The sequence below is a fragment of the Streptomyces sp. NPDC059853 genome (assembly GCF_042731495.1).
GTDB lineage: Bacteria > Actinomycetota > Actinomycetes > Streptomycetales > Streptomycetaceae > Streptomyces.
In genome coordinates this window covers 1-25527 of the sequence record NZ_JBHWJL010000019.1, presented here as the reverse complement: position 1 = coordinate 25527, position 25527 = coordinate 1, and the positions used below count along the sequence as shown (strand labels likewise).

The 25527-nt window shown below is 72.5% G+C and carries 25 protein-coding genes and 1 pseudogene; 12 read left to right on the top strand and 14 right to left on the bottom strand.

What is annotated here, in order from left to right:
- Positions 1-153: 153 nt before the first annotated feature.
- Together ACFV5N_RS03905 and ACFV5N_RS03900 are read right to left on the bottom strand one after the other, a co-directional pair.
- Positions 154-1389 carry an RNA polymerase sigma factor gene (locus ACFV5N_RS03905; protein ID WP_385593663.1) on the bottom strand — a complete coding sequence of 412 codons (1236 nt, stop codon included), beginning with the start codon at positions 1387-1389 and terminating at the stop codon, positions 154-156.
- A gap of 23 nt (positions 1390-1412) precedes the next feature.
- Positions 1413-1769: a YciI family protein gene (locus tag ACFV5N_RS03900; RefSeq protein WP_385593661.1), complete on the bottom strand. Its 357-nt coding sequence runs from the start codon at positions 1767-1769 to the stop codon at positions 1413-1415.
- Between the two features lie 213 nt (positions 1770-1982).
- On the opposite strand from ACFV5N_RS03900, the gene ACFV5N_RS03895 reads away from it, so the two are divergent.
- On the top strand, positions 1983-3464 hold the full coding sequence (locus tag ACFV5N_RS03895) for a helix-turn-helix domain-containing protein (RefSeq protein ID WP_385593659.1): 1482 nt from the start codon (positions 1983-1985) through the stop codon (positions 3462-3464).
- Between the two features lie 123 nt (positions 3465-3587).
- On the opposite strand, the gene ACFV5N_RS03890 is transcribed toward ACFV5N_RS03895, so the two are convergent.
- Complete coding sequence (locus ACFV5N_RS03890) at positions 3588-4343, bottom strand: SAM-dependent methyltransferase (protein WP_385593657.1); 756 nt, start codon at positions 4341-4343, stop codon at positions 3588-3590.
- 97 nt (positions 4344-4440) lie between these two features.
- Between ACFV5N_RS03890 and ACFV5N_RS03885 the strand changes: the two genes are divergently transcribed.
- Positions 4441-5808, top strand: a complete 1368-nt coding sequence (locus ACFV5N_RS03885; protein WP_385593654.1) for an FAD-binding oxidoreductase — start codon at positions 4441-4443, stop codon at positions 5806-5808.
- 116 nt (positions 5809-5924) lie between these two features.
- Positions 5925-7400, top strand: a complete 1476-nt coding sequence (locus ACFV5N_RS03880) for a DHA2 family efflux MFS transporter permease subunit (RefSeq protein ID WP_385593651.1) — start codon at positions 5925-5927, stop codon at positions 7398-7400.
- 139 nt (positions 7401-7539) lie between these two features.
- On the opposite strand, the gene ACFV5N_RS03875 is transcribed toward ACFV5N_RS03880, so the two are convergent.
- From ACFV5N_RS03875 to ACFV5N_RS03865, 3 genes are all read right to left on the bottom strand, one after another.
- Positions 7540-9066, bottom strand: a complete 1527-nt coding sequence (locus ACFV5N_RS03875; RefSeq protein ID WP_385593648.1) for an ABC transporter substrate-binding protein — start codon at positions 9064-9066, stop codon at positions 7540-7542.
- 231 nt (positions 9067-9297) lie between these two features.
- On the bottom strand, positions 9298-9603 hold the full coding sequence (locus tag ACFV5N_RS03870; protein WP_385593645.1) for a carboxypeptidase-like regulatory domain-containing protein: 306 nt from the start codon (positions 9601-9603) through the stop codon (positions 9298-9300).
- Positions 9604-9748: 145 nt separating this feature from the next.
- The gene (locus ACFV5N_RS03865) at positions 9749-11176 is read right to left on the bottom strand and encodes a metallophosphoesterase (RefSeq protein WP_385593643.1); all 1428 of its coding nucleotides are present in this window, start codon (positions 11174-11176) and stop codon (positions 9749-9751) included.
- Positions 11177-11384: 208 nt separating this feature from the next.
- Between ACFV5N_RS03865 and ACFV5N_RS03860 the strand changes: the two genes are divergently transcribed.
- The gene (locus ACFV5N_RS03860; protein WP_385593640.1) at positions 11385-12701 is read left to right on the top strand and encodes a D-alanyl-D-alanine carboxypeptidase family protein; all 1317 of its coding nucleotides are present in this window, start codon (positions 11385-11387) and stop codon (positions 12699-12701) included.
- A gap of 16 nt (positions 12702-12717) precedes the next feature.
- Here the strand turns inward: ACFV5N_RS03860 and ACFV5N_RS03855 are convergent.
- From ACFV5N_RS03855 to ACFV5N_RS03840, 4 genes and pseudogenes are all read right to left on the bottom strand, one after another.
- A pseudogene (locus ACFV5N_RS03855) lies at positions 12718-13635 on the bottom strand (YihY/virulence factor BrkB family protein); the annotation flags it as partial.
- A 39-nt stretch (positions 13636-13674) separates the two neighbouring features.
- Positions 13675-14244 (bottom strand): 2'-5' RNA ligase family protein, encoded by a 570-nt coding sequence (locus tag ACFV5N_RS03850; protein WP_385593637.1) that lies wholly within the window; start codon positions 14242-14244, stop codon positions 13675-13677.
- A gap of 118 nt (positions 14245-14362) precedes the next feature.
- Entirely contained in the window at positions 14363-15376 is a 1014-nt protein-coding gene (trpS, locus tag ACFV5N_RS03845) for a tryptophan--tRNA ligase (protein WP_093844437.1), read from the bottom strand.
- A gap of 170 nt (positions 15377-15546) precedes the next feature.
- Positions 15547-15693: a hypothetical protein gene (locus tag ACFV5N_RS03840; RefSeq protein ID WP_385593699.1), complete on the bottom strand. Its 147-nt coding sequence runs from the start codon at positions 15691-15693 to the stop codon at positions 15547-15549.
- Here ACFV5N_RS03840 and ACFV5N_RS03835 point away from each other — a divergent pair.
- The 5 genes from ACFV5N_RS03835 (at position 15659) to ACFV5N_RS03815 (ending at position 20275) form a co-directional block, all read left to right on the top strand.
- Positions 15659-16180 (top strand): aminotransferase class III-fold pyridoxal phosphate-dependent enzyme, encoded by a 522-nt coding sequence (locus tag ACFV5N_RS03835; RefSeq protein ID WP_385593694.1) that lies wholly within the window; start codon positions 15659-15661, stop codon positions 16178-16180. The genes ACFV5N_RS03840 and ACFV5N_RS03835 overlap by 35 nt on opposite strands.
- Entirely contained in the window at positions 16122-16769 is a 648-nt protein-coding gene (locus ACFV5N_RS03830) for a DUF2690 domain-containing protein (protein ID WP_385593634.1), read from the top strand. The genes ACFV5N_RS03835 and ACFV5N_RS03830 overlap by 59 nt, the downstream gene beginning before the upstream one ends.
- Positions 16770-16906: 137 nt before the next feature.
- Positions 16907-18130 (top strand): NADP-dependent isocitrate dehydrogenase, encoded by a 1224-nt coding sequence (locus ACFV5N_RS03825; RefSeq protein WP_385593631.1) that lies wholly within the window; start codon positions 16907-16909, stop codon positions 18128-18130.
- Positions 18131-18229: 99 nt separating this feature from the next.
- Positions 18230-19219 (top strand): malate dehydrogenase, encoded by a 990-nt coding sequence (locus ACFV5N_RS03820; protein WP_385593629.1) that lies wholly within the window; start codon positions 18230-18232, stop codon positions 19217-19219.
- A 108-nt stretch (positions 19220-19327) separates the two neighbouring features.
- Positions 19328-20275 (top strand): glycine betaine ABC transporter substrate-binding protein, encoded by a 948-nt coding sequence (locus ACFV5N_RS03815; protein WP_385593627.1) that lies wholly within the window; start codon positions 19328-19330, stop codon positions 20273-20275.
- A 114-nt stretch (positions 20276-20389) separates the two neighbouring features.
- On the opposite strand, the gene ACFV5N_RS03810 is transcribed toward ACFV5N_RS03815, so the two are convergent.
- The 4 genes from ACFV5N_RS03810 to ACFV5N_RS03795 all read right to left on the bottom strand — a co-directional run bounded on the left by ACFV5N_RS03810 (position 20390) and on the right by ACFV5N_RS03795 (position 23841).
- A complete protein-coding gene (locus ACFV5N_RS03810; RefSeq protein WP_385593625.1) occupies positions 20390-22054 on the bottom strand; it encodes a BCCT family transporter in 1665 nt (554 codons plus the stop codon).
- Positions 22055-22210: 156 nt separating this feature from the next.
- On the bottom strand, positions 22211-22396 hold the full coding sequence (locus tag ACFV5N_RS03805) for a hypothetical protein (RefSeq protein WP_385593623.1): 186 nt from the start codon (positions 22394-22396) through the stop codon (positions 22211-22213).
- Positions 22397-22522: 126 nt separating this feature from the next.
- The gene (locus ACFV5N_RS03800) at positions 22523-22984 is read right to left on the bottom strand and encodes a DUF3017 domain-containing protein (protein WP_385593620.1); all 462 of its coding nucleotides are present in this window, start codon (positions 22982-22984) and stop codon (positions 22523-22525) included.
- Complete coding sequence (locus ACFV5N_RS03795) at positions 22981-23841, bottom strand: bifunctional methylenetetrahydrofolate dehydrogenase/methenyltetrahydrofolate cyclohydrolase (protein WP_385593617.1); 861 nt, start codon at positions 23839-23841, stop codon at positions 22981-22983. The genes ACFV5N_RS03800 and ACFV5N_RS03795 overlap by 4 nt, the downstream gene beginning before the upstream one ends.
- 135 nt (positions 23842-23976) lie before the next feature.
- On the opposite strand from ACFV5N_RS03795, the gene ACFV5N_RS03790 reads away from it, so the two are divergent.
- The 3 genes from ACFV5N_RS03790 (at position 23977) to ACFV5N_RS03780 (ending at position 25408) form a co-directional block, all read left to right on the top strand.
- Positions 23977-24378, top strand: coding sequence for a hypothetical protein (locus ACFV5N_RS03790; protein WP_385593614.1), 402 nt, complete (start codon positions 23977-23979; stop codon positions 24376-24378).
- Between the two features lie 124 nt (positions 24379-24502).
- Positions 24503-25138 (top strand): DUF1524 domain-containing protein, encoded by a 636-nt coding sequence (locus ACFV5N_RS03785; RefSeq protein ID WP_385593612.1) that lies wholly within the window; start codon positions 24503-24505, stop codon positions 25136-25138.
- Between the two features lie 18 nt (positions 25139-25156).
- The gene (locus ACFV5N_RS03780) at positions 25157-25408 is read left to right on the top strand and encodes a hypothetical protein (RefSeq protein WP_019431553.1); all 252 of its coding nucleotides are present in this window, start codon (positions 25157-25159) and stop codon (positions 25406-25408) included.
- Positions 25409-25527 lie beyond the last annotated feature (119 nt).

Genomic DNA, 25527 nt, shown 5'->3' with positions numbered 1-25527 from the left:
GCCGCCGGGGCGAGCGGCGTGGCCTGGGTGGACGCCTGGGAGTACGCCTTGGCGGTGGGCACGGTCGGCGGTGATCTGCGCTGTGTCACCAACGCCCTGCGCGATCTGTCGGCGGCCGGCCCGTGGTGGGAGGAGTGAGCCGGACGGCGGCGGTCACCCGGTGAGGGCGGCGGCCCGGGCCAGCAGCAGGTCCCGTTCGCGGGCGTTGCGGGTGAGGGCCGCCGCGCGCCGGAACTCCTCGGCGGCCTCGGCATCCCGGCCGAGCCGGGCCAGCAGGTCGCCGCGGACGCTGGGCAGCAGGTGGTAGTCCTTCAGGGCCGGTTCGCCGAGCAGGGCGTCCGCGAGCGGCAGCGCCTGCGCCGGGCCGCGCGCCATCGAGACGGCGACCGCCCGGTTCAGCGCGACCACCGGGGAGGGGGTCAGGGCCAGCAGCCGGTCGTAGAGGGCGGTGATCATCGTCCAGTCGGTGTCCTCGTACCGGGCGGCCCGCGCGTGGCAGGCGGCGATGGCGGCCTGGACGGCGTACGGGCCGGTGCCCGCGCGTTCCAGGGCCTCCACGCCGCGCCGCATCATCGGCCGGTTCCAGCGGGCGCGGTCCTGGTCGGCGAGCAGCACGGGGGCGCCGTCCGGGCCGGTGCGTGCCGGGATGCGGGCGGCCTGGAACTCCAGCAGGGCGGCCAGTCCGTGCGCCTCGGGCTCACCGGGGACGAGGGTGGCCAGGACCCGGGCGAGGCGCAGCGCCTCCTCGCACAGGGCGGGGCGCAGCAGGTCCTCGCCCGCGGTGGCCGCGTACCCCTCGTTGAAGATCAGGTAGATGACGTCGAGGACGGAGGAGAGCCGGGCGGCCCGGTCCGCGCCGTGGGGGACCTCGAAGGGCACCCCGGTGCGGGCGAGGGTGCGTTTGGCGCGCACGATGCGCTGGGCGACGGTGGGTTCGGCGGCCAGGAAGGCGCGGGCGATCTCGGCGGTGGTGAGGCCGCCGAGCAGCCGCAGGGTGAGGGCGACGCGGCCCTCGACGGGGAGGACGGGGTGGCAGGCGGTGAAGATCAGCCGCAGCAGGTCGTCGTCGATGGCATCGGGCGCGGGTGGTTCGGGCGGCGGGGGGACGTCCTCCAGCGTGCGGCCGACCTCGGCGAGTTTGCGGGCGTAGGTCTCCCTGCGGCGTACCAGGTCGATCGCCCGGTTTCTGGCGGTGGCCGTGAGCCAGGCGCCCGGGCGGTCCGGGACGCCCGACTCGGGCCACTGTTCCAGGGCGGCGACCAGCGCGTCCTGCGCCAGTTCCTCGGCGATGCCGACGTCCCGCACGACGCGGGCGGCGGCGGCGATGACCCGGGGGGCCTCGATCCGGTAGGCCGCCTCGATGGTGGCCGTCACGTGGGTATCCGTCACGGCGCACCATCAGATCATCCGGGTCAGCCCTCGACGAGCTGCCGGACCTCGGCGGTGAGATTCCACACCGGCGGGTGGATCTCCAGGAAGCGCCTGGTCCAGTACAGCGCTTCCTCCTTGTCCTTGGCCTGGATGATGGAGTAGCCGCCGATGACCTCCTTGCTCTCGGTGAACGGCCCGTCGGTGTAGCTGAGGCTGCCGCCGGAGTAGGTGACCCGGGTGCCCTCGGCGGTGGGGGTCAGCCCGGCGGTGTCCAGCATCACGCCGGCCCGGGTGATCTCCTCCAGCAGGGCGCCCATGCGCTCGCCGAACTCGGGCGGGAAGCCGTCGGCGGGGATGTTCTGCTCGTCGTTGCGGATGAGGGTGATGAAACGCGGCACGGTGGCTCCTCGGTGGTTCGGTGTGCGGTTGCGGGCGGGGCGTGTTCCCGCCGCTCACCGGTACGTCGAACGGGAGACGGCCGGATCGACACCTCGCCGGGATTTTCTTCCGGGAGTTTTCCGCGGCGGCCGGTGGCCGGGTCCGGCGCCCGTCCCGCGTGGGGCGCGGCGCGCTGTGAGACAGTCCGGGCGGGGAGGAGGGACGGAGATCCGGTGGACGAACTGCTGCGACTGATCACCCGGCCGCCCGGGGCCGCCGGGGCCGGGGTGGACGGGGTCCTCGCCTGGCTGCGGGCGCGGGTGGACGCCGAGGCGGCCGTGGTGGGGACGGACGGCGCGGTGACGGCCGCCACCCCCGGCTTCCCCGGCGAGGTGCTGGCGCGCCCGGAACCGGCCGCGCTGCTCGGCCGCGTGACGGCCGGGCGGCTGGCCTCGGCGGCCACCGGGGACGGGCCGCGCGCGCTGCGGCTGGAACGGATCGGCGCCCGGCCGCCGTACCGGGTGCTGGTGATGGTCAGGACCGGGCCGCCGGACCGGGCGGACCGGGCGGACCGGGCCGGGGACGCGCCGGCCGCGCGGGTGTGCGGGGTGCTGGATCTGCTGTTCCGGGCCGGGGAGACCGACGCGGTGCGCCGGGAGTACGCGCGCAAGGCCCGGCAGGTACGGCTCGGGGTGTTCATGGCGCTGATGGCCGGGGATCTGCTGCTGGCCCGCCGGATGTCCTCGGGCGCCCGGCCGCCGCTGCTGGACTGCGAGCGGCTGCGGGTGCATCTGCTGCGCTGCGCGCCGGCGGACCGGGACCGTCTCGCGCTGGCGTACGAGGACGGGGCGGGCTTCCACGGCCGGGCGCTGATGGTGCGCTGCCCGGTGTACGACGAGCATCTGATCTGCCTTATCCCGGACGGCGCGCCGCTGGCCGGCGAACTGCGCGCCCTGGTCGGCGAGAACCCGGCGTACGCCCTCGGCATCAGCACCGTCCAGCCGCTCACCGCCACCGCCGAGGCGTACGAACAGGCCCGCCATGCCCTGGCCGTGGCCCGTACCGGCGCGGACCGGCTGGCCGGCTACGAGGGCCGCGAACCGCTGGAGCGGCTGCTGCCCCCGGGCCCCGCCGCCCGCTGGGCCGCCGCCCTGCTGCGCCCGCTGGAGCCGCTGCCGGGGGTGGCGGTGGAGGTCACCCGGCTCGCGCTGCGCTTCCCCCGGGCCGGGGTGGCGCGGCTGCTGGGTCTGAGCCGCACCACCGTCACCGCCCATCTGCGGCGGGTGGAGGCGGCGCTGGGGATGGACCTGCGCACCGTGGCGGACCGGGCCGCCCTCCACCTCGCGCTGGCCCTGTCGCAGGGGCCGCCCGGGCCGCCGCCCGCCGCCGCCCACCCGGCCCCCGCGCTGGCCGAGTTGCTGGCGACCGAGGCCGCCGGACGCTGGGCACGGTCCCTGCTGCGCCCGCTGGACGGCGCGGAGCACGCGCGGGTACGGGCCACGGTGCACGCCTGGATCGGCGCGAACGCCGACGTCCGGCGCACCGCGCTGGCCCTCGGCATCAGCCGGACCACGGTCACCGCCCATCTGCGGCGCGCCGAGCGGCTGCTGCACCGCGATCTGAGCGCGTCCGGTGCCGGGGTGCACGAGCTGGCGCTCGCGCTGCGGATCAGTGTGTCCAGCCCGGTGGGCGATTCTGGACAGCGTGCCCAGTGAGGGCCCCTTGTGCGCGGCGTCGCCGGGGCGGTCTACTCGCGTTGGCACCGGTTGACGGGGGGCGAGGGGGTCACGTAACGGGGGACGGCCCGCACGGGCGGTCCGGGTGACCCCCTCGGACCATCACGCGGTGCGCCGCAGCACGAGGGTGACGAAGCCGAGGGTGCGGCGGTAGCCGTGCAGCCAGGCGGTGCGGTGCGCGGCGGCCGTCCCGGCGGCCTCCGCGGCGCGGGGGTGGCCGGGATGGTCCAGCGCCCACTCGGCGAGCGACCCGGTCCAGGACCACTCGTAGTCGTCCCACTCGTCCAGCGTGCTGGTGTGCCCGTACACCGGGGTCCAGCCGGCCGCGGTGATCCGGTCGACGGTGCCGGCGAGATCGGCGTACGCGTCGGCCGGCTCGCCGAGGGCGTCCAGCGCGGCCGGGGAGGGCTCGTGCTCCCAGAACCCGTCGCCGATCAGCGCCCGCCCGCCCGGGGCGAGATGGGCGCCGACCGCCTCCAGGGTGGGGAGCAGGCCGCCGAAGGCGTGGGCGGCGCCGACGCTCAGTACGACGTCGAACGGCTCGGCGGGGCGGTAGTCCGCCGCACTGGTCTCGTGCAGTTCCAGCCGGCCGGCGACGCCGAGGGCCTCGGCCTGCTCGGCGGCGCGGGCGAGGCCGGAACCGCTCACGTCCACGCCCACGGCGCGGGCGCCGGGGAAGTGGGCGAGGGCTTCCAGCAGCCAGGCGCCCTCGCCGCAGCCGAGGTCGAGGATGCGCGGCCGGGCGGCATCGTCGTCTCCCACGGCGCGTTCGAGCAGGTCCAGCACGGAGTGCGGGTGGAGCGGGGCAGCGACCGGGTGCCGGGCATGGGTGATGAGATGTCTGTCGTATGGCTGCATCCGGCCAACCTCTCACCGCGTACCGGCCCCGGCCAGCGATTTTCGGGTGACGCGCGTGGGCTTCCCCCGGTCCCCGGCCGGTGCCAGGATGCGCACCATGAGCGATCTTGTGACCCGGCTCCTGGAAGGTCTGCCGGCCGAGGCCGTGCTGACCGACACCGATGTCCTCGCCTCCTACGCCCACGACATGGCCAGTTTCTGTCCGGCCGGCGCGCCCGCCGTGCTCGTGCTGCCGCGCGAGCGGGAGCAGGTGCAGCACGTCCTGCGGGTCGCGAGCGCGCTGCGGGTGCCGGTGGTGCCGCAGGGGGCCCGCTCGGGTCTGTCGGGCGCGGCCAACGCCGTGGACGGCTGCATCCTGCTGTCCCTGGTGCGGATGAACCGCATCGTGAGCATCGACCCCGTCAACCGGATCGCGGTGGTGGAGCCCGGGGTCGTCAACGCGGATCTGTCCAAGGCGGTGGCGGGGCACGGGCTGGCGTACCCGCCGGATCCGTCCAGCTGGGAGCAGTGCACGATCGGCGGGAACATCGGTACCGGGGCCGGTGGCCTGTGCTGCGTGAAGTACGGGGTGACGGCCGAGTACGTACTGGGCCTGGACGTGGTGCTGGCGGACGGCCGGCTGCTGTCCACCGGCCGCAGCACCGCCAAGGGGGTGGCGGGTTACGACCTGACCCGGCTGTTCGTCGGCTCGGAGGGCACGCTGGGCGTGGTGGTACGGGCGGTGGTCGCGCTGCGTCCGGCGCCGCCGCCGCAGCTGGTGCTGGCGGCCGAGTTCGGTTCGGCCGCGGCGGCCGGGGACGCGGTGTGCCGGATCATGGCGGCCGGGCACACCCCGTCGCTGCTGGAGCTGATGGACCGCACCTCGGTGCGGGCGGTGAACCGGCTGCTGAGGATGGGGCTGCCGGAGTCCACCGAGGCGCTGCTGCTGGCCGGGTTCGACACGCCGGAGCCGGGCGCCGAACTGGCGGCGGTCGGCGAGCTGTGCCGGGCGGCGGGCGCCACCGAGGTGGTCCCGGCCGAGGACGCGGCCGAGTCGGAGATGCTGCTGGCGGCGCGGCGGGCCGGGCTGTCGGCGCTGGAGGCGGTCAAGGGCACCACGATGATCGACGACGTGTGCGTGCCGCGCGCCCGGCTGGCCGAACTCCTGGACGGGGTGGCGCGGATCGCCGACCGGCACCGGCTGACGATCGGGGTGATCGCGCACGCGGGCGACGGGAACACCCATCCCACCGTCTGTTTCGACGCCACCGACCCGGACGAGTCCCGGCGGGCGCGCGAGTCGTTCGACGCCATCATGGCGCTCGGTCTCCAGCTGGGCGGCACGATCACCGGGGAACACGGGGTGGGGGTGCTCAAGCGGGAGTGGCTGGCCAGGGAGCTGGGCCCGGACTCCCTGGAGGTGCAGCGCGGCATCAAGGCGGTCTTCGACCCGCTGGGCCTCCTCAACCCGGGCAAGGTCTTCTGAGGTCGCACGGCGCCGGACTCCGCCTTGACTTCAACTTTCCTTGAAGTACCAGCATGGCGGAGCCCGCCCCCTCCCGGCGGGTCCTGAACAGCAGTGCGAACAGGAGACCGCCACCGATGAGCACCGGCCCGATATCCCGGGAAGCCTCCCCGCCGGCCACCCCCGAACGGCCCCCGGCCGAACCGCCACCGCCCCGGCTGGGCGCGCTGGCCACCGTCATCATCCTCGGCTCGGTGATGATCGTCCTCGACACCACCATCGTCGCCATCGCCTACCCCACCCTGGCCCGGGAGTTCGGCGCCGCCATCACCACCGTGCAGTGGGTCTCCTCCGGGTACACCCTGGCGCTGGCGGCCGTCATCCCCACCGCCGGCTGGGCCATGAACCGCTTCGGCAACCGCCGCGTCTACCTCACCGCCCTCACCGCCTTCACCCTCAGCTCCGCGCTGGCCGGACTCGCCTGGAGCATGGAGTCGCTGATCGCCTTCCGCGTGGTGCAGGGGCTGGCCGGCGGACTGGTGTCCCCGGTGGGCATGGCCGTGATGCTGCAAGCGGCGGCGGCCCGGGGGCGCGACAACGGCAAGGTGATGAGCCTGCTGGGCATCCCCATCCTCATCGCGCCGCTGACCGGCCCGCTGCTGGGCGGGATGCTCATCGACAGTGTGTCCTGGCGCTGGATGTTCCTCATCAACGTCCCGATCGGCGTCCTGGCCGTCGCCCTGGCGCTGCGGCTGCTGCCGCCCGGCGAACGGCGCCCGGCGCACCGCCTGGACGTACCGGGCCTGCTGATGCTCTCCCCCGGACTCGCCGCACTGATCTACGGGCTGACCCGGGGCACCGAGGGCGCGGACGGGATGCTCACCCCGGGCGCGCTCCTCCCGGCGGCGGCCGGTACCGCCTTGATGATCTGCTTCGCGGTCCGCGCCGTGCGCACCCCCGAACCACTCGTCCAGCTCCGGCTGCTGACGCGGCGGCGCATCGCCCTCGGCGTGGCGACCGTGTTCCTCTTCGCCACCGGCTACTTCGGCTCCATGATGCTGGCCCCGATCTACTTCCAGTCGGTACGCGGCGCCTCCGTCCTGACCGCCGGACTGCTGGGCGCGCCGCTCGCGCTGGCCTCGGGCACGGTGATGCAGGTGGCGACCCGGCTCACCGACAAGGTGGCGCCCCGGTGGATCGTGGTGCCCGGGGTCCTGCTGGGGCTGGCGGGGTTCGCGAGCTTCGCGCTCCAGGCCCAGCAGGACACCGCGTACTGGCGGCTCATGCTCTCGATGACGGTGATCGGCGCGGGCGGCGGGATGACCCTGATGCCGAGCATCGCCGCCGCCACCCGCGGCCTGCCCGCCGACCGGGCCCCGGCGGCGTCCACCCTGATCGCGATCTGCTCCCAGATCGCCGCGTCCCTCGGCGCGGCGGCGGTCTCCCTGCTGATGTCGCGCCGGCTGACGGAATCCTTCACCACGGCGCCCGCGGCGGAGGTCACCGAGGCGGTCCGGCACGCCTATCTGTGGCCACTGGCCTCGGTCCTGCTGGCCCTGCTGGTGGCCCTGCGGGTCTCCCGCGAACGCCCGGACCGCACGGACCGCCCCTGACCCGGCCCCGGACCGCTGGGACGACGGACCGGAGCGTCATCCCAGCGGGTCGCCGTCACTCGATGGGGTCCCGTTCTCGCTATCGTGGCCGACAGGCGCCGTTCCCCCCTTCGGCAGCGGGACGGGGGTGGGCCGGGGGCTACAGGCGGCTCAGCTCCCACAGGCGCCAGACGCCCGAGCTTCCCTGGAGGTGCTGGAGACCGGTGATGTCCGGAGCGGCCACCACCAGGCGCTTCTCCTGCCAGACCGGCACGATGGTCGCGGCCTCGGCGGCCAGTTCGTGGATCTGCCGGAAGCCCTGGTCGGTGCGGCCCCGGTCGGATTCCGCCTGGGTCTCCTCGATCAGGCCGTAGATCTCGTCGCTGACGTAGCCGGTGCGCATGCTGTCACCGGGGCCCAGCAGCGAGTCGGTGAACGTCGCCGGGTCCGGGTAGTCGGGCCGCCAGCCGATGAGGTAGGCCTCGAACTCGGCGTTGTTCTTCATCGGGATGAACTCGGACCACTCGTGGTACTCCAGCTCCACCTCGAAGAGGCCGTCCGCCTCCAGCTGCTGCTCGATCAGCTCGGCCTCCTCGTGGTTGGCCGCGCCGCGCGAGTAGGCGAGGGTGAAGGAGAGCGGGAGTTCGTAGCCGGCCGACTCCAGCTTCTCCTGGAGTTCCGCCGGGTCCGGGGCGTCCCCGTACAGGTCGTGGTACGGGGTGCCGTGGCCGGTGAAGCCCACGGGTATCAGGGAGTACAGCGGCTCCACCGTGTTGCGCTGCACCTGCCGGGCGATCGCCTGGCGGTCCAGGAGGGCCGCCGCCACCTGGCGCACGGTCGCGTCCTGCATCACCGAGCCCTCGATCTGGGTGCTCAGCGTCATGACGCGGATCGAGCCGCCGGTCGACTCGTACACGCGGTAGTCGGGCGAGGCCGAGTTGATCTCGGCGACCACGTCGGGCGGCAGCTTGCCGTCGGCGACGTCGATCTCGCCCTTGTCCCAGGCCTCGGCCAGCAGGTCCTCGGCGGAGGTGCCGTCCTCGCCCTGGTTGAAGTAGCGGATGGTGATGGGGAAGTCCGACACCTCGTAGGGGCCGTCGTAGGACGGGTTGGGCACCAGCTCGGCGCTCACCTCGGGCGTGTAGGACTTCAGCAGGTACGGGCCCGAGCCGTCGACCTTGCCGTCCGTGCGCACCTCCAGCTCCTCGTACTTCTCCCGGTCGACGATGGCGCCCGTCGTACCGGCCACGATGAACGGGAAGGTGGCGTCGGTGTGGCTCAGCTCGAAGACGATGTCCTGTCCTTCGACCCGTACCGCCTCCAGGCTGCTCAGCAGCGTGATGGGGCCCGAGTACTGGAACTTGTCGTCGTCGGGGATGTTCGGGTCGTCCGCCTCGCGCTCGGCACGGTCGCCCATGGCGAGGATCCGGTCGTAGGAGAACTTCACGTCCTCCGGCGTCATCTCCCGCCCGTTGCTGAAGGTCAGGCCCTCACGCAGCGTGCAGCGGTAGACCGTCAGCTCGGTGTCGGTGAAGCCGCAGCTCTCGGCCGCGTCCGGCTCCGGCTCCTCCTTCCCCGGCACGAAGGTCAGCAGGGACTGGTACAGATTGCTCATCAGGTACCAGGCGGCGGCATCGGTGGCCGCTCCTGGGTCCACGCTGGTCGGCGCGGACGTGCTGCCCACCACGATCGGGTCCTTGTCGTTCCCGTTCGGTCCGAACAGCAACCATCCGCCAACGGCGCCCACGACCAGCACTACGGCCAGTCCAATGCCTATGGCCCCTTTGGCTCGGATCCCTCGCACCCGCCGCGCCCTTCATCGGAAGACATGTCGCGGGCCAAGCCAATCACAGGGGCATATCCCGTGCACCACGCGGGAGACAACGGACCGGCCACAACTCGCCCCGTGATCAAGCGGCTACGGCAGTACCGTGCCCGGTACGTCGATCCGGAACTCCACCTCGACCGGCCTGCCGTCCAGGCTCACCGTCACGCTCTGCTCGCCCAGCTGGGGCGAGAAGGCCGCCAGCAGATAGTCCCCCTCGGCGGGGGCGGTCACCTGGAAACCGCCGTCCGCCGCGCTCCTGGTCTTCTCCAGCTGTCTGCCGCCGGCCACGGTCAGCGTCACGACGGCCCGCGGCAGCGCCACGCCGAGCGAGTCGCGGACCGTGCCCCGGATGACCAGAGCGTCCCCCCCGGCGGCCCCGGACTCCGAATTGCTCACTTTGTCCTCCTATGTCCATGCGCATCGTAGCTCCCGCGCACTCCATCTGTTCCCATGTCGTTATCCAAGACATCAGAGTGAGCCGAATAGTTGACCGACAGAAGAGGATGAAACGAAATTCGGACGGATGTCCGCCTCCGAGTGGTCAGGCGCCGGTCGCGGCCAGCTCGATGACCGTGATGTCCGGATCCGCCCCCACCCGCACCGGCGGTCCCCAGGCGCCCGCGCCGCGCGACACGTACAGCTGGGTGTCCCCGTACCGCTCCAGGCCCGCCAGGGTCGGATTGGCCAGGTCCGCGAGGTAGGTGACGGGCCACATCTGGCCGCCGTGGGTGTGCCCGGACAACTGGAGATCGACACCCGCGTCCACCGCGTCGTGGATCAGCACCGGCTGGTGGGCCATCAGCACACTGGCCCGCTGCCGGTCCCGGTCCCCGAGCGCGGCCTCGAAGTCGGGGCCGCCGTGCACCGTGCCCTCGCCCTGGACGTCGTTCACCCCGGCCAGATCGAAGTACGGCAGCTCCACCCGGGCGTTCTCCAGCGGGATCATGCCCAGCTCCCGCACGTGCTCGACCCACTGGAGGGTGTCCACGTAGTACTCGTGGTTGCCGGTGACGAAGTACGCGCCGTCCGGCGCCGACAGCTCCGCCAGCGGGGCCGCCGCCGACCGCAGATCGGTCACCTCGGCGTCCACCATGTCGCCGACGACGGTGATCAGGTCCGGCTGGGTGCGGTTGATGGCGTCCACGATGCGGCGGCTGTGCGAGGCCCCGAGTATCGCGGAGAGATGGATGTCGCTGACCACCGCGATCCGGTAGCCGTGCGCGGCGCGCGGCAGCTTCGCCAGCGGGACCCGCACATGCTTCGTGGTCAGCCGCCGGAAGCGGTAACTGCCGTAGCCGACCGTGCCCGCCGCCACCAGACCGGCGCCGACCGCGACGGTGCGGGCCACGAACAGCCGGCGGCCCGCCTCCGTACGGCCGGGGCCGTCCGCCGCCGCCATCGGCTCCCCGGCGGGCTCCCCCGGCCCGCCCGCCCCACCGGAACCGGAAACGGGACCGGGACCGGAGCCGGAGCCGGACGGGGCGGCCACACCGTCCGTTCCCCGCGCCGCGCCCGGCGTGGCGGAGGATGCCGACACGCCGGGTACACCGCCCGCCGCGACCCGCTCCTCTTCCCGCCGCCGCTCCCGCTCCTGTTCCTGTTCCTGCTCCTGTTCCTGCTCCCGCTCCGCCGGAGGCGCCGCCGCCCGGCCCGCGTCCCGGCGCCGCAGCACCCGCAGCAGCAGGGGCCGGAGCGCCTCGCCCACCGCCAGCGCCAGCAGCAGATACAGCAGCATCGCCACCCAGTAGCTGCCCGGCCAGGCCACCACCTGCTTCACCGGGAACGGCACCCCGGCCTGCCCGCCCCACTGGAACAGCAGCGTGGTCACCGGCAGCAGCACCAGCAGGACGGTCCCGGCCCGCCGGTACCACCCGCCCGGGGCCGACACGTCGGCGACCAGCCGTTTCCACAGATACCAGTGGACCGCGCTCAGCAGCAGCAGTCCGACGAGGGCCGCGACGATGGCCATGAAGATCCAGTTCCTCTCACTGACACAGGTTCACCGGTCAGGACGCAAAAACCGCCCGATGCGATGACAGCTCCGACCACCTGCGCAACGATCATCGCCCGGAAGAACGTGCCGCCTCACCGGATCGGGCCCCTGCGCTGGCCGCTCTCACCGTGCCACGGGTTAAGTTCACGGTGTGCCGATTCTGCGATCGCCCTCTTTTCGGATCATGCCCCGCCGCCTCCGCATGCGCCGGGCGCTCGCGCTCCCGCTGAGCGCCGCGCTGCTCCCGGCAGCCGCCCTGCTGCCCGCCGCCACCGCCGCGTCCGCCACCACCACCGCGCCCGCCGCCGCGACGGCGGCCACCACGGCCGCAACCGACGAGACCACCGTCATCGGCGGGGAGCGCCTCGGCGCCCCCGGCCCCCAGGTCGACCCGGGCCCCGGCACCCCGGACCTGCCCGACGACCTCTCCTCCCGGGCCTGGATCGTCGCCGACGCCGAGACCGGCGAGGTGCTGGCCGCCCACAACGCGCACCTGCGGCTCGCCCCGGCCTCCACCCTCAAGATGCTGTTCGCGAACGCCCTCATCCCCAAGTTCGACTCCGAGGAGCTGTACACCGCCGAGCCCGAGCACTTCGCCGGCATGGGCGCGGGCAGCAGCGCGGTGGGCATCGCCGACCACCAGACGTACACCGTGGAGGACCTGTGGCACGGTGTCTTCCTCGCCTCGGGCAATGACGCCGTCCACGCCCTCACCGCCATGAACGGCGGCCTGGAGGCCACCGTCGCCGAGCTGAACGAACGCGCCGCCGACCTCCAGGCCCTGGACACCCACGTGGTCAGCCCGGACGGCTACGACGCCGAGGGCCAGACCTCCTCCGCCTACGACCTGACCCTCATCGCCCGCGACGGCCTCAAGAACGAGGACTTCCGCCGCTACGCCGCCACCGCCCGCGCCGAGTTCCCCGGCGGGGCACCGGCCGAGGACGAGGACGGCGAGCCGGGCGAGCGCGAGGCGTACCAGATCCAGTCCACCAACCGGCTGCTGGTCGGCGACCGCGGCCTGGAGCCGTACCCGGGCGTCGCCGGGGTCAAGAACGGCTACACCACCAACGCCGGCTACACCTTCACCGGCGTCGCCGAGCGCGGCGACCGGGTGCTGCTGGTCACCTGCATGGACCCGTCGGACGGCGACAGCCTCCAGGTGTACCGGGAGACCGCCGCCCTGTTCGACTGGGGGTTCGAGGCCGCCGGCTCCGTGGAGCCGGTCGGCGAACTGGTGCCGCCGCTCAGCGAGATCGAGGCCGCCGCCCGCGAGGCCCAGCTCGCCGGTGACAGCGGGGACACCGGGGCCGGCACCCCGCTGGACGCCGCCGCCGCGACCGGCACCCGGGAGGCGGGCATCGGCAGCGTGCTGGGCCTCACGGGCGGGGTGCTGGTCCTGATGGCCGTCGCCGCCTACGTCTTCCACCGAAAGCACCCGCTGCCCGCCGCCACCCGGCAGTCCCCAGAACGTCGGCGCCGGTCCGCTCCTCCGAGCTGACCGCCGTGGCCGTCCAGGCGCAGCAGGCGAGCACCAGCTTGGCGATCAGGTTGATCCAGATCAGCAGGGCGATCGGCGCGCCGAACGCCCCGTAGACGGTGCGCCCGGCGATGTTCAGCAGGTAGCCGCCGAGCAGCAGCTTCAGCACCTCGATCCCGGCCGCCCCGACCAGACAGGCGCCCACCAGGGCGCGCCGGGGCGGCCGTACGCCGGGCAGCCAGGCCAGGACGTACACCATCAGCGCGAAGGTGGAGGCGATGGCGAGCGTGTACGCGGCGGTGGTGAGCAGCGACTGGGCGATGCCGTTGCGCGGCACGCCGAGCCAGCTGGTGGCCCAGTGCACGGCGTTCATGGCGAGGGCGGAGGCGGTGAGCGAGAGCAGCACGACGGCGCCGAGCCCGGCCAGCACGCCGAGGTCCTTGGCCTTGCGCAGCAGCGGGTTGCCCTCCGGCTCGGGCAGGTCCCACACGGTGCGCAGGGTGCCGCGCAGCGAGTCGACCCAGGCGGCTCCGGTGGGCAGCAGCAGGAGCAGGGCGGCCAGCCCGATGGCGCCGGCGTTCTCGAAGAACGAGCGCAGGTCGAGCTGCTGGGAGATGCCGGGTACCTGGTGGGTGAACCACTCCTCGATGTCGGTGACCTGGGCGTCGCTGAGCACGGCGGCGGCGATGGAGGCGGCCAGCGCGATCACCGGGAAGAGGGTGAGGAAGCTGGTGAAGGTGACGGCGGCGGCCAGCCGGGTCCAGGCGCGGTCCTCCAGGTACCCGTAGACGCGGTAGGCGCGGGAGGCGAACAGGGCGGCGAAGGCGGAGCCCACCCCGGGCAGCCGGGACAGCCGCTCCTCGAAGGTGATGTCCCGTTCGCGGACGGTGCCGGGGTACCGTCCGCCGATGCCGGTGGCGCCCGCCACTCCGGAGGGCTTTGTCCCGTTTCCCATGGTGGGCAACTGTAGGGGTGCGCGCTGCCCCGTGCGGGGTTACGCGGCGGTCTCGGGGGTGCGTTCCCTGGTGGTGGCGGCCGCGGCCGTCGTGAACCGGAACTCCCGCTGGAGCCGCCAGGCGCCGTCCCGGCCCTGCTCGTACAGGGCGAACCCGGACGCCGTCCAGGCCGCCTCGTACTCGGCCAGCTCCTCCTCGGCGGCGTCCATGAGTTTCTCGTCGATGCCGTGCGCGATGGTCACGTGCGGGTGGTACGGGAACTGGAGCTTGCGGGCGAGCGGTCCCCGCGGGTCGCGCACCCGCTCCTGGAGCCAGCCGCACGCCGAGCCGCCCTCGACCACCTGGACGAACACCACCGGGGAGAGCGGGCGGAAGGTGCCGGTGCCGTACAGCCGCATCGGGAAGGGGCGGCCGGCGGCGGCGATGGCCGCCAGGTGCTCCTCGATCCGGGGGCGCTCGCCGGGCTCGACCGCCGTGGGCGGCAGCAGGGTGACATGGGTGGGGATCTTCGCGGCGGCGGCATCGCCGAAGCCCAGACGGCACTGCTGCAACCGGCTGCCGTACGGCTCAGGTACCGCGATCGACACGCCCAGCGTGACGGTCCCCACAACCCGCTCCCTTCCTGCTGTACTGCCCGGCGGCCGGCGCGGCCAGTGTGCCGGGGGGACCCGGCCGCGCGGGGCGGGCCGGGATCCGTTTTCCGTCATTCTTCCCGCGCTGCGCGGTTCACGGCCTCGGCGGCAGAAGTCCCACCCGGTCGTACGCGGTGGCCAGCGACGCGGCGGCGACCTCGCGGGCCTTGGCGGCGCCCTTGGCGAGCAGCGCGTCCAGCTCGGCCGGGTCGGCGAGGAACTCCTGGGTGCGCTCGCGGAACGGCGTCACCCAGTCGGCGACGATCCCGGCCAGCTCGGTCTTGAGCGCGCCGTACAGCTGCCCGGCGAACTTCTCCTCCAGCTCGGGCACGGTGGTGCCGGTCAGCGCCGAGTGGATGACGAGCAGATTGCTGATGCCGGGCTTGCCCTGCGGGTCGTACCGGATCTCGGTGCCGGTGTCGGTGACCGCGGACTTGATCTTCTTCGCCGAAGCCTTCGGCTCGTCCAGCAGATTGATGATGCCCTTCGGCGAGGACGCCGACTTGCTCATCTTGATGGCCGGATCCTGGAGGTCGTAGATCTTGGCGGCGTCCTTGAGGATGTAGGGCGCCGGGACGGTGAACGTCTGGCCGAACCGCCCGTTGAAGCGCTCGGCCACATCGCGGGTCAGCTCGATGTGCTGGCGCTGGTCCTCGCCGACGGGCACCTGGTCGGCCTGGTACAGCAGGATGTCGGCGACCTGGAGCACCGGGTAGGTGAACAGGCCCACGGTGGTGGCCTCGGCGCCCTGCTTGGCGGACTTGTCCTTGAACTGGGTCATCCGGGACGCCTCGCCGAAGCCGGTGAGGCAGTTCATCACCCAGGCCAGCTGGGTGTGCTCGGCGACATGGCTCTGGACGAACAGGGTGCAGCGCTCGGGGTCGACCCCGGCCGCCAGCAGCTGGGCGGCGGCCAGCCGGGTCGCGGCGCGCAGTTCGGCCGGATCCTGCGGGATGGTGATGGCGTGCAGGTCCACCACCATGTAGAAGGCGTCGTGCGTCTCCTGGAGGGCCACCCACTGCCGGACGGCACCGAGGTAGTTGCCGAGGTGGAACGAGCCCGAGGTCGGCTGGATTCCGGAGAGCACGCGCGGACGATCAGTGGCCATGCCCTCCATTGTCTCAGGCCCGTGGTGATCCCCGGCACGGGTGGTGCGGACGGTACGGGCCGGGCCGCCGGGCCGTCCGCTGACCGGACGTCTGCCCGCGGTTCCTTCCGCCTCCTGGCGCCCGGCGCGACGATCGGCGGCGGATGATCCCCGCCGGTGCCGCCGGAAGATCACGGATCGGAAAGCGCCATGATCGCGAGTTCGTCCCTGTCCACCACCTCGCCGGCCGACCACCTCGCCGCCGCCGCGGCGCACGGCGCGCCCACCCACGATCCGCTGCCGGTGGTGATCGGCTCGGCGCGCGGGGCCTGGGTCACCGATGTAGCCGGGCGCCGCTGTCCGGATCTGCTGGCCCAGTCCCCGGCGCTGGCCTTCGGCCACCGGCACCCACGGCCGGTCGCCGAGGCGCGGGCGCGGCTGAACCGGCTCACCCTCACCTCGCGCGCCGGCCACCACGAGCATGTCGGCGCGCTGTGCGCCCGGCCGGCCGCGCTGTGCGGGATGGAGATGGCGCTGCCGGTGTCCACCGGGGGAGGAGGCGTTACGGGCGGCGCCGGCGGCGGCGCGCTGAGGGACGGCGGCCGGTCGGGGCGGGATGGGGGAGCGTACGCCGGTCGTGCGCGACGCGGGTCGCGCCGGTCCGTGCGTCCACACGCTGGATTGCGGGCGTCGGCTACGGGGGACGGGCTCGGTGCCCGGACACCGCGCCGGTCCCGGGTCCCACGACACACGGCAGAGGTGGTTCATGACCGGAATCGGCACCGGCCCCGGCGAAGTCTCCCCGCCCCGGCAAGACAGCGGTGAGCCGCGCGCCACCGTCCCGGAGCCCCGTACCGCACGGCCGGACACGGACGGCGGAGACGGGCCGGCGGCGGCCGGCCCCTGGTGGCAGCTCTCCGACGGCGGCCGGCCGCGCCGGGCGATGCTGTGGCTGGGCGGACTGGCAGGGGCGGGCGCCGTCGCCTGGGTGTCGGCGGTGTCCACCGGCCTCGGCGACCGCTGGGTCGCGGAGGACCCGCCGGTCACCTGCCCCGGCCAGGGCTGCGACGGCCGCAACCCGGAGGCGGCCGGCTGCGGAGCGGACGCGTACTCCTACCGCCCGGCGGAGAACAACCCCGTGGCGCTCCAGATCCGGTTCAACCCGGCCTGCAACGCGGTCTGGGGAAAGATCACGACGGGCGAGACGGGTGACGTGGTCACAGCGCAGGTGGCGGACGGGCCCGTACGCCGGGCCGCCATCGACTATGACGACGACGTCTTCACCAGGATGACGACGGTCGACAACGGCGCCTTCACGGTGACGGTCTGCGCCACCCCCACCGCCCGCGCGGACCGTACCGGCGACTGGGATCCGTACTGCATCAGCGCCTCCCAGGACTCGCTCTGGCACTGAGCCGTGTCCACGGTGGAACGCGGTCGTCCCTTGGGAGGGGGCCGGGGCGGGGGCTAGGGTGGGTCTGGGTATCTTGATGACGAGATATTGAGATCCCAGGGAAAGACCCAGCCGGCTCGGAGGGACAGACCGCACCCATGGCAAAGATCAAGGTAGCCAACCCCGTCGTCGAACTCGACGGCGACGAGATGACCCGGATCATCTGGCAGTTCATCAAGGACAAGCTGATCCTTCCGTACCTCGACGTCGAGCTGAAGTACTACGACCTCGGCATCGAGCACCGGGACGCCACCAACGACCAGGTGACCGTCGACGCCGCCGAAGCGATCAAGCGGTACGGGGTCGGCGTGAAGTGCGCCACCATCACCCCGGACGAGGCGCGGGTCGAGGAGTTCGGCCTGAAGAAGATGTACCGCTCGCCCAACGGCACCATCCGCAACATCCTGGGCGGCGTGATCTTCCGCGAGCCGATCATCATGGAGAATGTGCCGCGTCTGGTCCCCGGCTGGACACAGCCCATCGTCGTCGGCCGTCACGCCTTCGGCGACCAGTACCGCGCCACCGACATCAAGGTGCCGGGCGAGGGCACCCTGACCCTGTCGTTCACCCCCAAGGACGGCTCCGAGCCGGTCGAGCTGGAGGTGTACGAGTTCCCGTCCTCCGGTGTCGCGCTGGCGATGTACAACCTGGACGACTCCATCCGCGACTTCGCCCGTGCCTCCTTCCGGTACGGCCTGGAGCGCAACTTCCCGGTGTACATGTCCACCAAGAACACGATCCTGAAGGCCTACGACGGCCGCTTCAAGGACCTGTTCCAGGAGGTCTTCGACGCCGAGTTCAAGGAGGAGTTCGACAAGCGCGGGCTCACCTACGAGCACCGGCTGATCGACGACATGGTCGCCGCCGCCCTGAAGTGGGAGGGCGGCTACGTGTGGGCCTGCAAGAACTACGACGGTGACGTGCAGTCCGACATCGTCGCCCAGGGCTTCGGCTCGCTGGGCCTGATGACCTCCGTGCTGATGACCCCCGACGGCAAGACCGTCGAGGCCGAGGCCGCGCACGGTACGGTCACCCGCCACTACCGGCAGCACCAGCAGGGCAAGGCGACCTCCACCAACCCGATCGCGTCCATCTTCGCGTGGACCCGGGGCCTGGCCCACCGCGGCAAGCTCGACAACACCCCCGAGGTGACCGAGTTCGCGCAGAAGCTGGAGCAGGTCTGCATCGAGACCGTCGAGGGCGGTCAGATGACCAAGGACCTCGCGCTGCTCATCGGCAAGGACCAGCCGTGGCTGACCACCGAGGAGTTCCTGGCGGCCCTGGACGAGAACCTGAAGAAGAAGATCGCGGCGACCGCGTGACACCGTAGCGGCACAGCACCACCGCGCGGGCCCCGGCGGCACCGGGGCCCGCGCGCACCTCTCACCCCAGTACCGGCATGGAAGCGGAGTAGGCCAGAGATGTCCCAGACCCCCGTCAACGTCACCGTCACCGGCGCGGCCGGCCAGATCGGCTACGCGCTGCTGTTCCGGATCGCCTCCGGCCAGCTGCTGGGCCCCGATGTCCCGGTCCGGCTGCGGCTGCTGGAGATCACCCCGGCGCTGAAGGCCGCCGAGGGCACCGCCATGGAACTGGACGACTCGGCCTTCCCGCTGCTGTCCGGCATCGACATCACCGACGACCCGAACGTGGCGTTCGCCGGCACCAACGTCGCGCTGCTGGTCGGCGCCCGGCCCCGTACCAAGGGCATGGAGCGCGGCGATCTGCTGGAGGCCAACGGCGGCATCTTCAAGCCGCAGGGCAAGGCCATCAACGACCACGCGGCGGACGACGTCAAGGTGCTGGTGGTCGGCAACCCGGCCAACACCAACGCGCTGATCGCCCAGGCGGCGGCCCCCGACGTCCCGGCCGAGCGGTTCACCGCGATGACCCGGCTCGACCACAACCGGGCGCTGACCCAGCTGGCGAAGAAGACCGGTTCGGCCGTCTCCGACATCCGCCGGCTGACGATCTGGGGCAACCACTCGGCGACCCAGTACCCGGACATCTTCCACGCGGAGATCGCCGGCAAGAACGCCGCCGAGACCGTGAACGACGAGGCGTGGCTGGCGGATGAATTCATCCCCACCGTGGCCAAGCGCGGCGCGGCGATCATCGAGGCCCGCGGCGCCTCCTCGGCCGCCTCCGCCGCCAACGCGGCCATCGACCACGTCCACACCTGGGTCAACGGCACCCCGGAGGGCGACTGGACCTCGATGGCGGTGCCGTCGGACGGCTCCTACGGCGTCCCGGAGGGCATCATCTCCTCCTTCCCGGTCACCACTTCGGGTGGTTCGTACGAGATCGTCCAGGGCCTGGAGATCAACGCGTTCTCCCGCACCCGCATCGACGCCTCCGTCAAGGAGCTGTCGGACGAGCGAGAGGCCGTGCGCGCACTGGGCCTGATCTGACCGGTTGGGCATATCCTGCGGAAGCGGCCCCGTACGAGCGCGTGTTCGTACGCGCTCGACCGGGGCCGCCGCCGCCCGCTCAGCCCGAAGGCCGAAGGAACGGACACCATGCGGAACTGCCGGCGCGCCCTGATCAGCGGGATCGCGGTGCTGGGCCTCACCCTGAGCAGTGGCTGCGCCCTGCTGGACGAACGGGTGGCCGGGGCGAGCGAGGAGCCCGGGGAGCGGATCGCGATCGCGGTGCCCGACTGGCCGGGCGGGCAGGCGAACGCGGCGGTGGCCGGTTATGTGCTGGAGACGGAGCTGGGCGTCGGCGTCGATCTGGTGCCGGTGGACCAGTCCCGCGCCTGGGACGGGCTGAACGACGGCACGCTCCACGCGGTGCTGGAGGACTGGGGCGGGCTGCCGGAGAAGACGGAGCTGTACGTCCGGCAGAAGCGCAGCGTGGTGGACGCCGGGGAGCTGGGTGTCACCGGCCACATAGGGTGGTTCGTGCCGAAACGGTTCTCCGACGCGCACCCGGACGTGCTGGACTGGGAGAACCTCAACGACTTCGCCGACGACTTCAACGGCGAACTCCTCCAGGCGGACGCCGCTTACGCCACCTTCGACGCGGCCATCATCGAGGAACTCGGCCTGGAGCTGACCCCGGTGGCGGCGGGCAGCGAGAGCGCGCTGCTGGAGACCATCACCGAGGCGTCCAGGACCGGCGCGCCGCTGCTGGCCTACTGGTGGCAGCCGCACTGGCTGAACGCCGAGGTGGAGATGGCGGAGATACGCCTCCCCCGGCACACCCTGGGCTGCCAGAACGACCCGGCGACCGTCGCCTGCGCCTATCCCGATCTGTCGCCGCGCAAGTACCTGAACGCGGCCTTCGCCCAGTCCGACACCCCCGCCGCCGACTTCCTGCGGGCCTTCGCGTGGTCCACGGACGACCAGAACGAGGTCGCCCGGCTGATCGAGGCCGAGGGCCTGTCGCCGGGGGCGGCGGCCGAGCGGTGGGTCACGGAGAACCCGGAGACCGTGGACGGCTGGCTGCCCGGCCAGGACGACTGAGCACCGCCCCGCCGGGCGGCCGGCCACCGGACAGCTGGGCAAGGGGAAACCCCCGGAGCCGGCACGGGAGTGAACCGGCCCCGGGGGTCATCCGGGGTGAGGGGTGCGAAACGCTCAGCGGCGGGTGCGGCCACCCACCGGCGCCTTGGCGCCCTTGGTCAGTTCGGCGGCCTTGTCCACTTTCTCGGCCTCCTCCAGGGCGGCCACCGCCTCCTCGATCAGGCGCTCCTCCGTCTTGCGGCGCTGCGCCGCCAGGTAGGCGGCCCGTTCCGCGCGGAAGGATTTGAGCGTGGCCACACACATCGCGATCATCACGAAACTGAAGGGCAGCGCGATGATGATCGCCACCGTCTGGAGGGTGGTCAGCGCGTCGCTGCCCGCCGCCACCAGCAGGGCGATGGCCACGGTGCCCTCGACGACCGACCAGAACACCCGGCTCCAGCGCGGCGGGGTGGGGTCGCCGCCCGAGGCCAGCATGTCCACCACGTAGGAGCCGGAGTCGGAGGAGGTCACGAAGAACAGCACGATCAGCAGCATCGTCAGACCCGCGACCAGGGCACCGCCCGGGAAGTGGTCGAGCAGCTGGAAGAGGGCGCTGTCCTTGTCCACACCGTCCGCGCCGACCATCGAGCCGGGCTCGCCCCGCTCCTGGTGCACGGCGGAGCCGCCGATGACGGAGTACCAGAAGAAGGTCAGCAGCGAGGGAACCAGCAGCACGCCGCCGACGAACTGCCGCACGGTGCGGCCCTTGGAGACCCGGGCGATGAAGATGCCGACGAAGGGCGCCCAGGAGATCCACCAGCCCCAGTAGAAGACGGTCCAGCCGCTCACCCAGGCCTTGCCGTCCTCGCCGTACGCGGCTCCGGTGTCGAAGCTGAGCGAGGGCAGCGCCTGGAGGTAGTTGCCGATGTTCTCGGTGAAGTCCGACAGCAGCAGGGTGGTGGAGCCGGCGATCAGGATGAAGGCCATCAGGCAGAAGAACAGCACCATGTTGGTGTTGGACAGCCACTTCATGCCCTTGCCGAGACCGGAGATCACCGAGATCAGCGCCAGCAGCGTGATGCCGACGATCAGCGCGACCTGGAGCGCGGTGCCCGGGTTGTCGGCCCAGCCGAGGAAGTCGGCACCCGCGGATATCTGCATCACGCCGAAACCGAGCGAGGTGGCGACACCGAAGACGGTGCCGACCAGCGCGATGACGTCGATGACGTCACCGGCCCTGCCCTTCACGCGGTCGCCCAGCAGCGGCTCCAGGGCCCAGCGGATGGAGACCGGCCGGCCCTTGCGGTGCACGGCGTAGGCGATGGCGAGGCCGACCACCACGTAAATGGCCCAGGGGTGGATGCCCCAGTGCAGGAAGGTCTGCGAGAACGCGGCGCGCGCGGCCTCCGCCTCGCCGCCGTCGACGCCGGGGCGCGGCGAGTCGTAGAAGGTCAGCGGCTCGGCGACGCCCCAGTAGACCAGGCCGATGCCCATCCCGGCGGCGAACAGCATCGCCAGCCAGGAGGCGGTGGAGAAGTCCGGCTTGTCGTCGTCCTTGCCCAGCTTGATGTCACCGAAGCGGCTCAGGCCCACCCAGACGACGAAGACCACGAAGAGTGAGACCAGCACCATGTAGTACCAGCCGAGGTTGCCGACCACGTCGGAGTTGAGCGCCATGACCGCACGGTTCGCGGCGTCGTCCCAGATGATGGCCCACAGCACGAAGGCACCGATGATCGCGACGGAGGGCCAGAAGACCCAGGGTGCGATCGTGCGGTACCAGGGCTCTGGCCTCACCGGTGACGGTGCGGGTTTCCGGTCGGACATGCGTTTCCCCTCTGGGCGGTGCGAAGGCCGTGCAAACGGCCTGGTCAACGTGTCGCGCCTGCCCGAGAAGGAAAGATGTATGTGTCACGATTGGGTCTCTGTGCGGAGACGAACAGCACACGGGCCTCAGCAGCCGCCCCCGCCACCGCTGTCTCCCCCGCCACCGCCGTCCCCGGCGGCGAAGAAACCGCCGCCGCCCGATGAGTTGCTCCCGCTCCCGGGACGGCGTCCCGCCCGGGCCCGCTTGCCCAGGCTCCGGACGATGATCAGCAGCACGGTGCCCCAGAACAGCACCAGTGCGATGGGGAACACGATGACAAACGTTTCGATCGGCACGGCCCCCGCCCCCTCTCCCTGCGGGCCTCCTGCCCGGCCGCGGCCCCCGCACACGGCGCGGCACAGCTCCGGGACGGACCTGTGACCGTCCCGGTACCGCTGTTATCCCGCCGAGAACCGCAGCACGTCGTTGAGGAACGGCACCTCCAGCCACGGCCTGGGCTGGGCCATCAGCGTCAGCAGCACGATCGTGGCGCCGAACACCCCGTAGGTGACGATGTCGGTGGTCCGCGAGCGCACCGCGAGCATGCCCACCTCCGGCACCCAGGCGCGCAGCAGGGCGCCCGCCACCAGGGAGCCGCCGACGATGAGCAGCCCCACCCGGAAGTTGCCGAGGGTGACCAGCAGTCCCACCAGCGTGCCGCCGATCACCGCCACCAGCGGCCACTGGCGTATGGCGGCGGGTGCGGTGCCGGGCGCGGTGCGGCGGCCGCCCTCGGGGCGTGCGGTGTCCCGGGTGCTGTACTTGTCGGAGGGGGTGCCGCCACCGCCGACGGTGGCGACCTTCCGCACCCGGCGCACCCAGCCGCGTACCGGGCCCGGCAGCCCGATCCTGCGGGTCATGCGGTGGCCACCTGCCGCTCGGCCGCCTCGACCACGTTGCTCAGCAGCATCGCCCGGGTCATCGGGCCGACGCCGCCGGGGTTCGGGGAGAGCCAGCCGGCCACCTCCGCGACGCCCGGGTGGACGTCGCCGGTGATCTTGCCGTTCTCGTCCCGGCTGACGCCGACGTCCAGGACGGCGGCGCCCGGCTTCACGTCCTCCGGCTTGACCAGGTGCGGTACGCCGGCCGCCGCGACGACGATGTCGGCGCGGCGCAGTTGCGCGGACAGGTCGCGGGTGCCGGTGTGGCACTGGGTGACGGTGGCGTTCTCGCTGCGGCGGGTGAGCAGCAGCGGCAGTGAGCGGCCGACGGTGATGCCCCGGCCGACGACGGCGACCTCGGCGCCGGCGATCTCTACCCCGTGCCGGCGCAGCAGCTCGATGATGCCGGCCGGGGTGCAGGGCAGCGGGGCGGGCTCGTTGAGGACGAGCCGGCCGAGGTTGACGGGGTGCAGGCCGTCGGCGTCCTTGGCGGGGTCCATGAGGGCGAGGACGCGGTTGGTGTCGATGCCGCGCGGGAGCGGGAGCTGCACGATGTAGCCGGTGCAGGCGGGGTCCTCGTTCAGCTCGCGGACGACGGCCTCGATCTCCTCCTGGCTCGCGGTGGCGGGCAGCTCGCGCTGGAGGGAGGCGATGCCGACGGCCGCGCAGTCGCGGTGCTTGCCGGCCACGTACTTCTGGCTGCCGGGGTCCTCCCCGACCAGGACGGTGCCGAGACCGGCGGTGATGCCGCGCTCACGGAGGGCCTGGACCCGGGTGGTGAGGTCGGACTTGATCGCGGCGGCGGTCGCCTTGCCATCGAGAATCTGCGCGCTCATGCCCCCATCCTCGCGGATGCGGGGGCCTGGCCTCCAATCGCCCGCCGGTAACCCTGGACAGGGCGCGGGTGGGCGCGATCAAATGACGAGCGGCATTGTCTGCGATTGAAGCTTTCCGAGAGGGCCGTTGACCCTATGAGCACTTCCCCGCCCCCGCAGCTGCCCGGCCGCGTCCGGACGGCCCGTACCGTCTCCTACGCCGTGGCCGTGATCACCCTGCTGATGGCGGCGATCTCGCTGCAGGCCGGGTTCGGGGACGAGGAGGCGCTGCGGGAGCTGGAGATGACGGCGGGGCCGGTCATCGCGCTCGGGGTGATCTTCCTGGTGTACGCGGCGGCCGGGTTCGCGCTGGCGGCCCGGTTCGCCAAGGGCGGTGCCGGGGTGCGGATCGGCGGGCTCGTGTGGGGCACGGCGGGGATCGTGCTGGGTTTCGGCACCGGGATGCTGGGGCTGCTGGTGCTCGCCGCCTCGGCGACGGTCGTGGTGCTGCTGGTGATGAAGGACAGCCAGGTCTGGTTCAGCCGCGCCCAGAAGTAACGGGTGGGGTGTGTACGTGAGTTGGACGGCGCGTTATCAACTCGCGTAGCAGGCGTCATGAACACGTCATCTACAGCCTCAACAATCTGTCGGGAACCCCTACCCCCACCACGGGAGGATCCCGATGCTCACCCGCGCCCGACGCCGCGCCACCGTGCTCATCACCGCACTGTGCACCGCGCTGCTGTTCGTCCTGCTGGGCCAGCCGGCCACCGCCGCTCCCCCCAACATCCCCTCCGCCGCCACCGCCCGCACCGAGCTGAACGCCCTGCGGGTCGCCGCCGAGGGCTCCATGACCGGCTACTCCCGTGACCTCTTCCCGCACTGGACCAGCTCCGGCGGCTGCACCACCCGCCAGACCGTCCTCAAGCGGGACGGCAGCAACGTCGTGGTGGACGGCAACTGCCAGCCCACCTCCGGCAGCTGGTACAGCCCCTTCGACGGAGTCACCGTCACCAGCGCCTCCGGCGTGGACATCGACCACATCGTGCCGCTCGCCGAAGCCTGGCGCTCGGGAGCCAACTCCTGGACCACCGACACCCGCCGCGCCTTCGCCAACGACCTGTCCAACCCCCAGCTGATCGCCGTCAGCGCCTCGTCCAACCGCTCCAAGGGCGACCAGGACCCCGCCGACTGGAAGCCGGTCTCCTCCTACCAGTGCACCTACGCCCGGATGTGGATACGCGCCAAGTACCGCTGGAACCTCAGTGTGGACTCGGCCGAGAAATCGGCCCTGACAACCATGCTGGGCACCTGCTGATCTGGTCAGATGTCCCGTATGAGTGAACGCTATTCCACTTTCAAGGCGCCGCGCGGCGGCATCATGACCACCGAGGTCGGCGCGATCACCGGTGAACTGGAACTGCACACGGCGGCGGACGAGAACGGCCTCCTCGCGCTGCGCATCCGGTACGCGGGCGCCGACGAGTGGTACACGATCGAGGGCTCCCCGTACCAGCTGCACGACGCGCGCGACGCGGACGTCCTGCACACCATCCTCATCGAGATGCTGCACCGGCCACAGCCCTGACCCCCACGGCCGACGGCCGCGCCCCCGGGCGGGGGGGGGGGCCGGGGCCGCCCCCGCGCCCGCCCCCGGGTGCGCCCCCGCCGGGGGGGGGGCCCCCCCCCCCCCCCCCGCCCCCGCCC

Bases quoted from the DNA above. Each gene is read 5' to 3' on its own strand.
- trpS (WP_093844437.1), bottom strand. From the start codon at position 15,376: ATGGCCACTGATCGTCCGCGCGTGCTCTCCGGAATCCAGCCGACCTCG.
- ACFV5N_RS03785 (WP_385593612.1), top strand. From the start codon at position 24,503: ATGCTCACCCGCGCCCGACGCCGCGCCACCGTGCTCATCACCGCACTG.
- ACFV5N_RS03860 (WP_385593640.1), top strand. From the start codon at position 11,385: ATGCCCCGCCGCCTCCGCATGCGCCGGGCGCTCGCGCTCCCGCTGAGC.
- ACFV5N_RS03885 (WP_385593654.1), top strand. From the start codon at position 4,441: ATGAGCGATCTTGTGACCCGGCTCCTGGAAGGTCTGCCGGCCGAGGCC.
- ACFV5N_RS03780 (WP_019431553.1), top strand. From the start codon at position 25,157: ATGAGTGAACGCTATTCCACTTTCAAGGCGCCGCGCGGCGGCATCATG.
- ACFV5N_RS03865 (WP_385593643.1), bottom strand. From the start codon at position 11,176: ATGGCCATCGTCGCGGCCCTCGTCGGACTGCTGCTGCTGAGCGCGGTC.
- ACFV5N_RS03830 (WP_385593634.1), top strand. From the start codon at position 16,122: ATGACCGGAATCGGCACCGGCCCCGGCGAAGTCTCCCCGCCCCGGCAA.
- ACFV5N_RS03890 (WP_385593657.1), bottom strand. From the start codon at position 4,343: ATGCAGCCATACGACAGACATCTCATCACCCATGCCCGGCACCCGGTC.
- ACFV5N_RS03815 (WP_385593627.1), top strand. From the start codon at position 19,328: ATGCGGAACTGCCGGCGCGCCCTGATCAGCGGGATCGCGGTGCTGGGC.
- ACFV5N_RS03825 (WP_385593631.1), top strand. From the start codon at position 16,907: ATGGCAAAGATCAAGGTAGCCAACCCCGTCGTCGAACTCGACGGCGAC.
- ACFV5N_RS03795 (WP_385593617.1), bottom strand. From the start codon at position 23,841: ATGAGCGCGCAGATTCTCGATGGCAAGGCGACCGCCGCCGCGATCAAG.
- ACFV5N_RS03800 (WP_385593620.1), bottom strand. From the start codon at position 22,984: ATGACCCGCAGGATCGGGCTGCCGGGCCCGGTACGCGGCTGGGTGCGC.
- ACFV5N_RS03790 (WP_385593614.1), top strand. From the start codon at position 23,977: ATGAGCACTTCCCCGCCCCCGCAGCTGCCCGGCCGCGTCCGGACGGCC.
- ACFV5N_RS03880 (WP_385593651.1), top strand. From the start codon at position 5,925: ATGAGCACCGGCCCGATATCCCGGGAAGCCTCCCCGCCGGCCACCCCC.
- ACFV5N_RS03820 (WP_385593629.1), top strand. From the start codon at position 18,230: ATGTCCCAGACCCCCGTCAACGTCACCGTCACCGGCGCGGCCGGCCAG.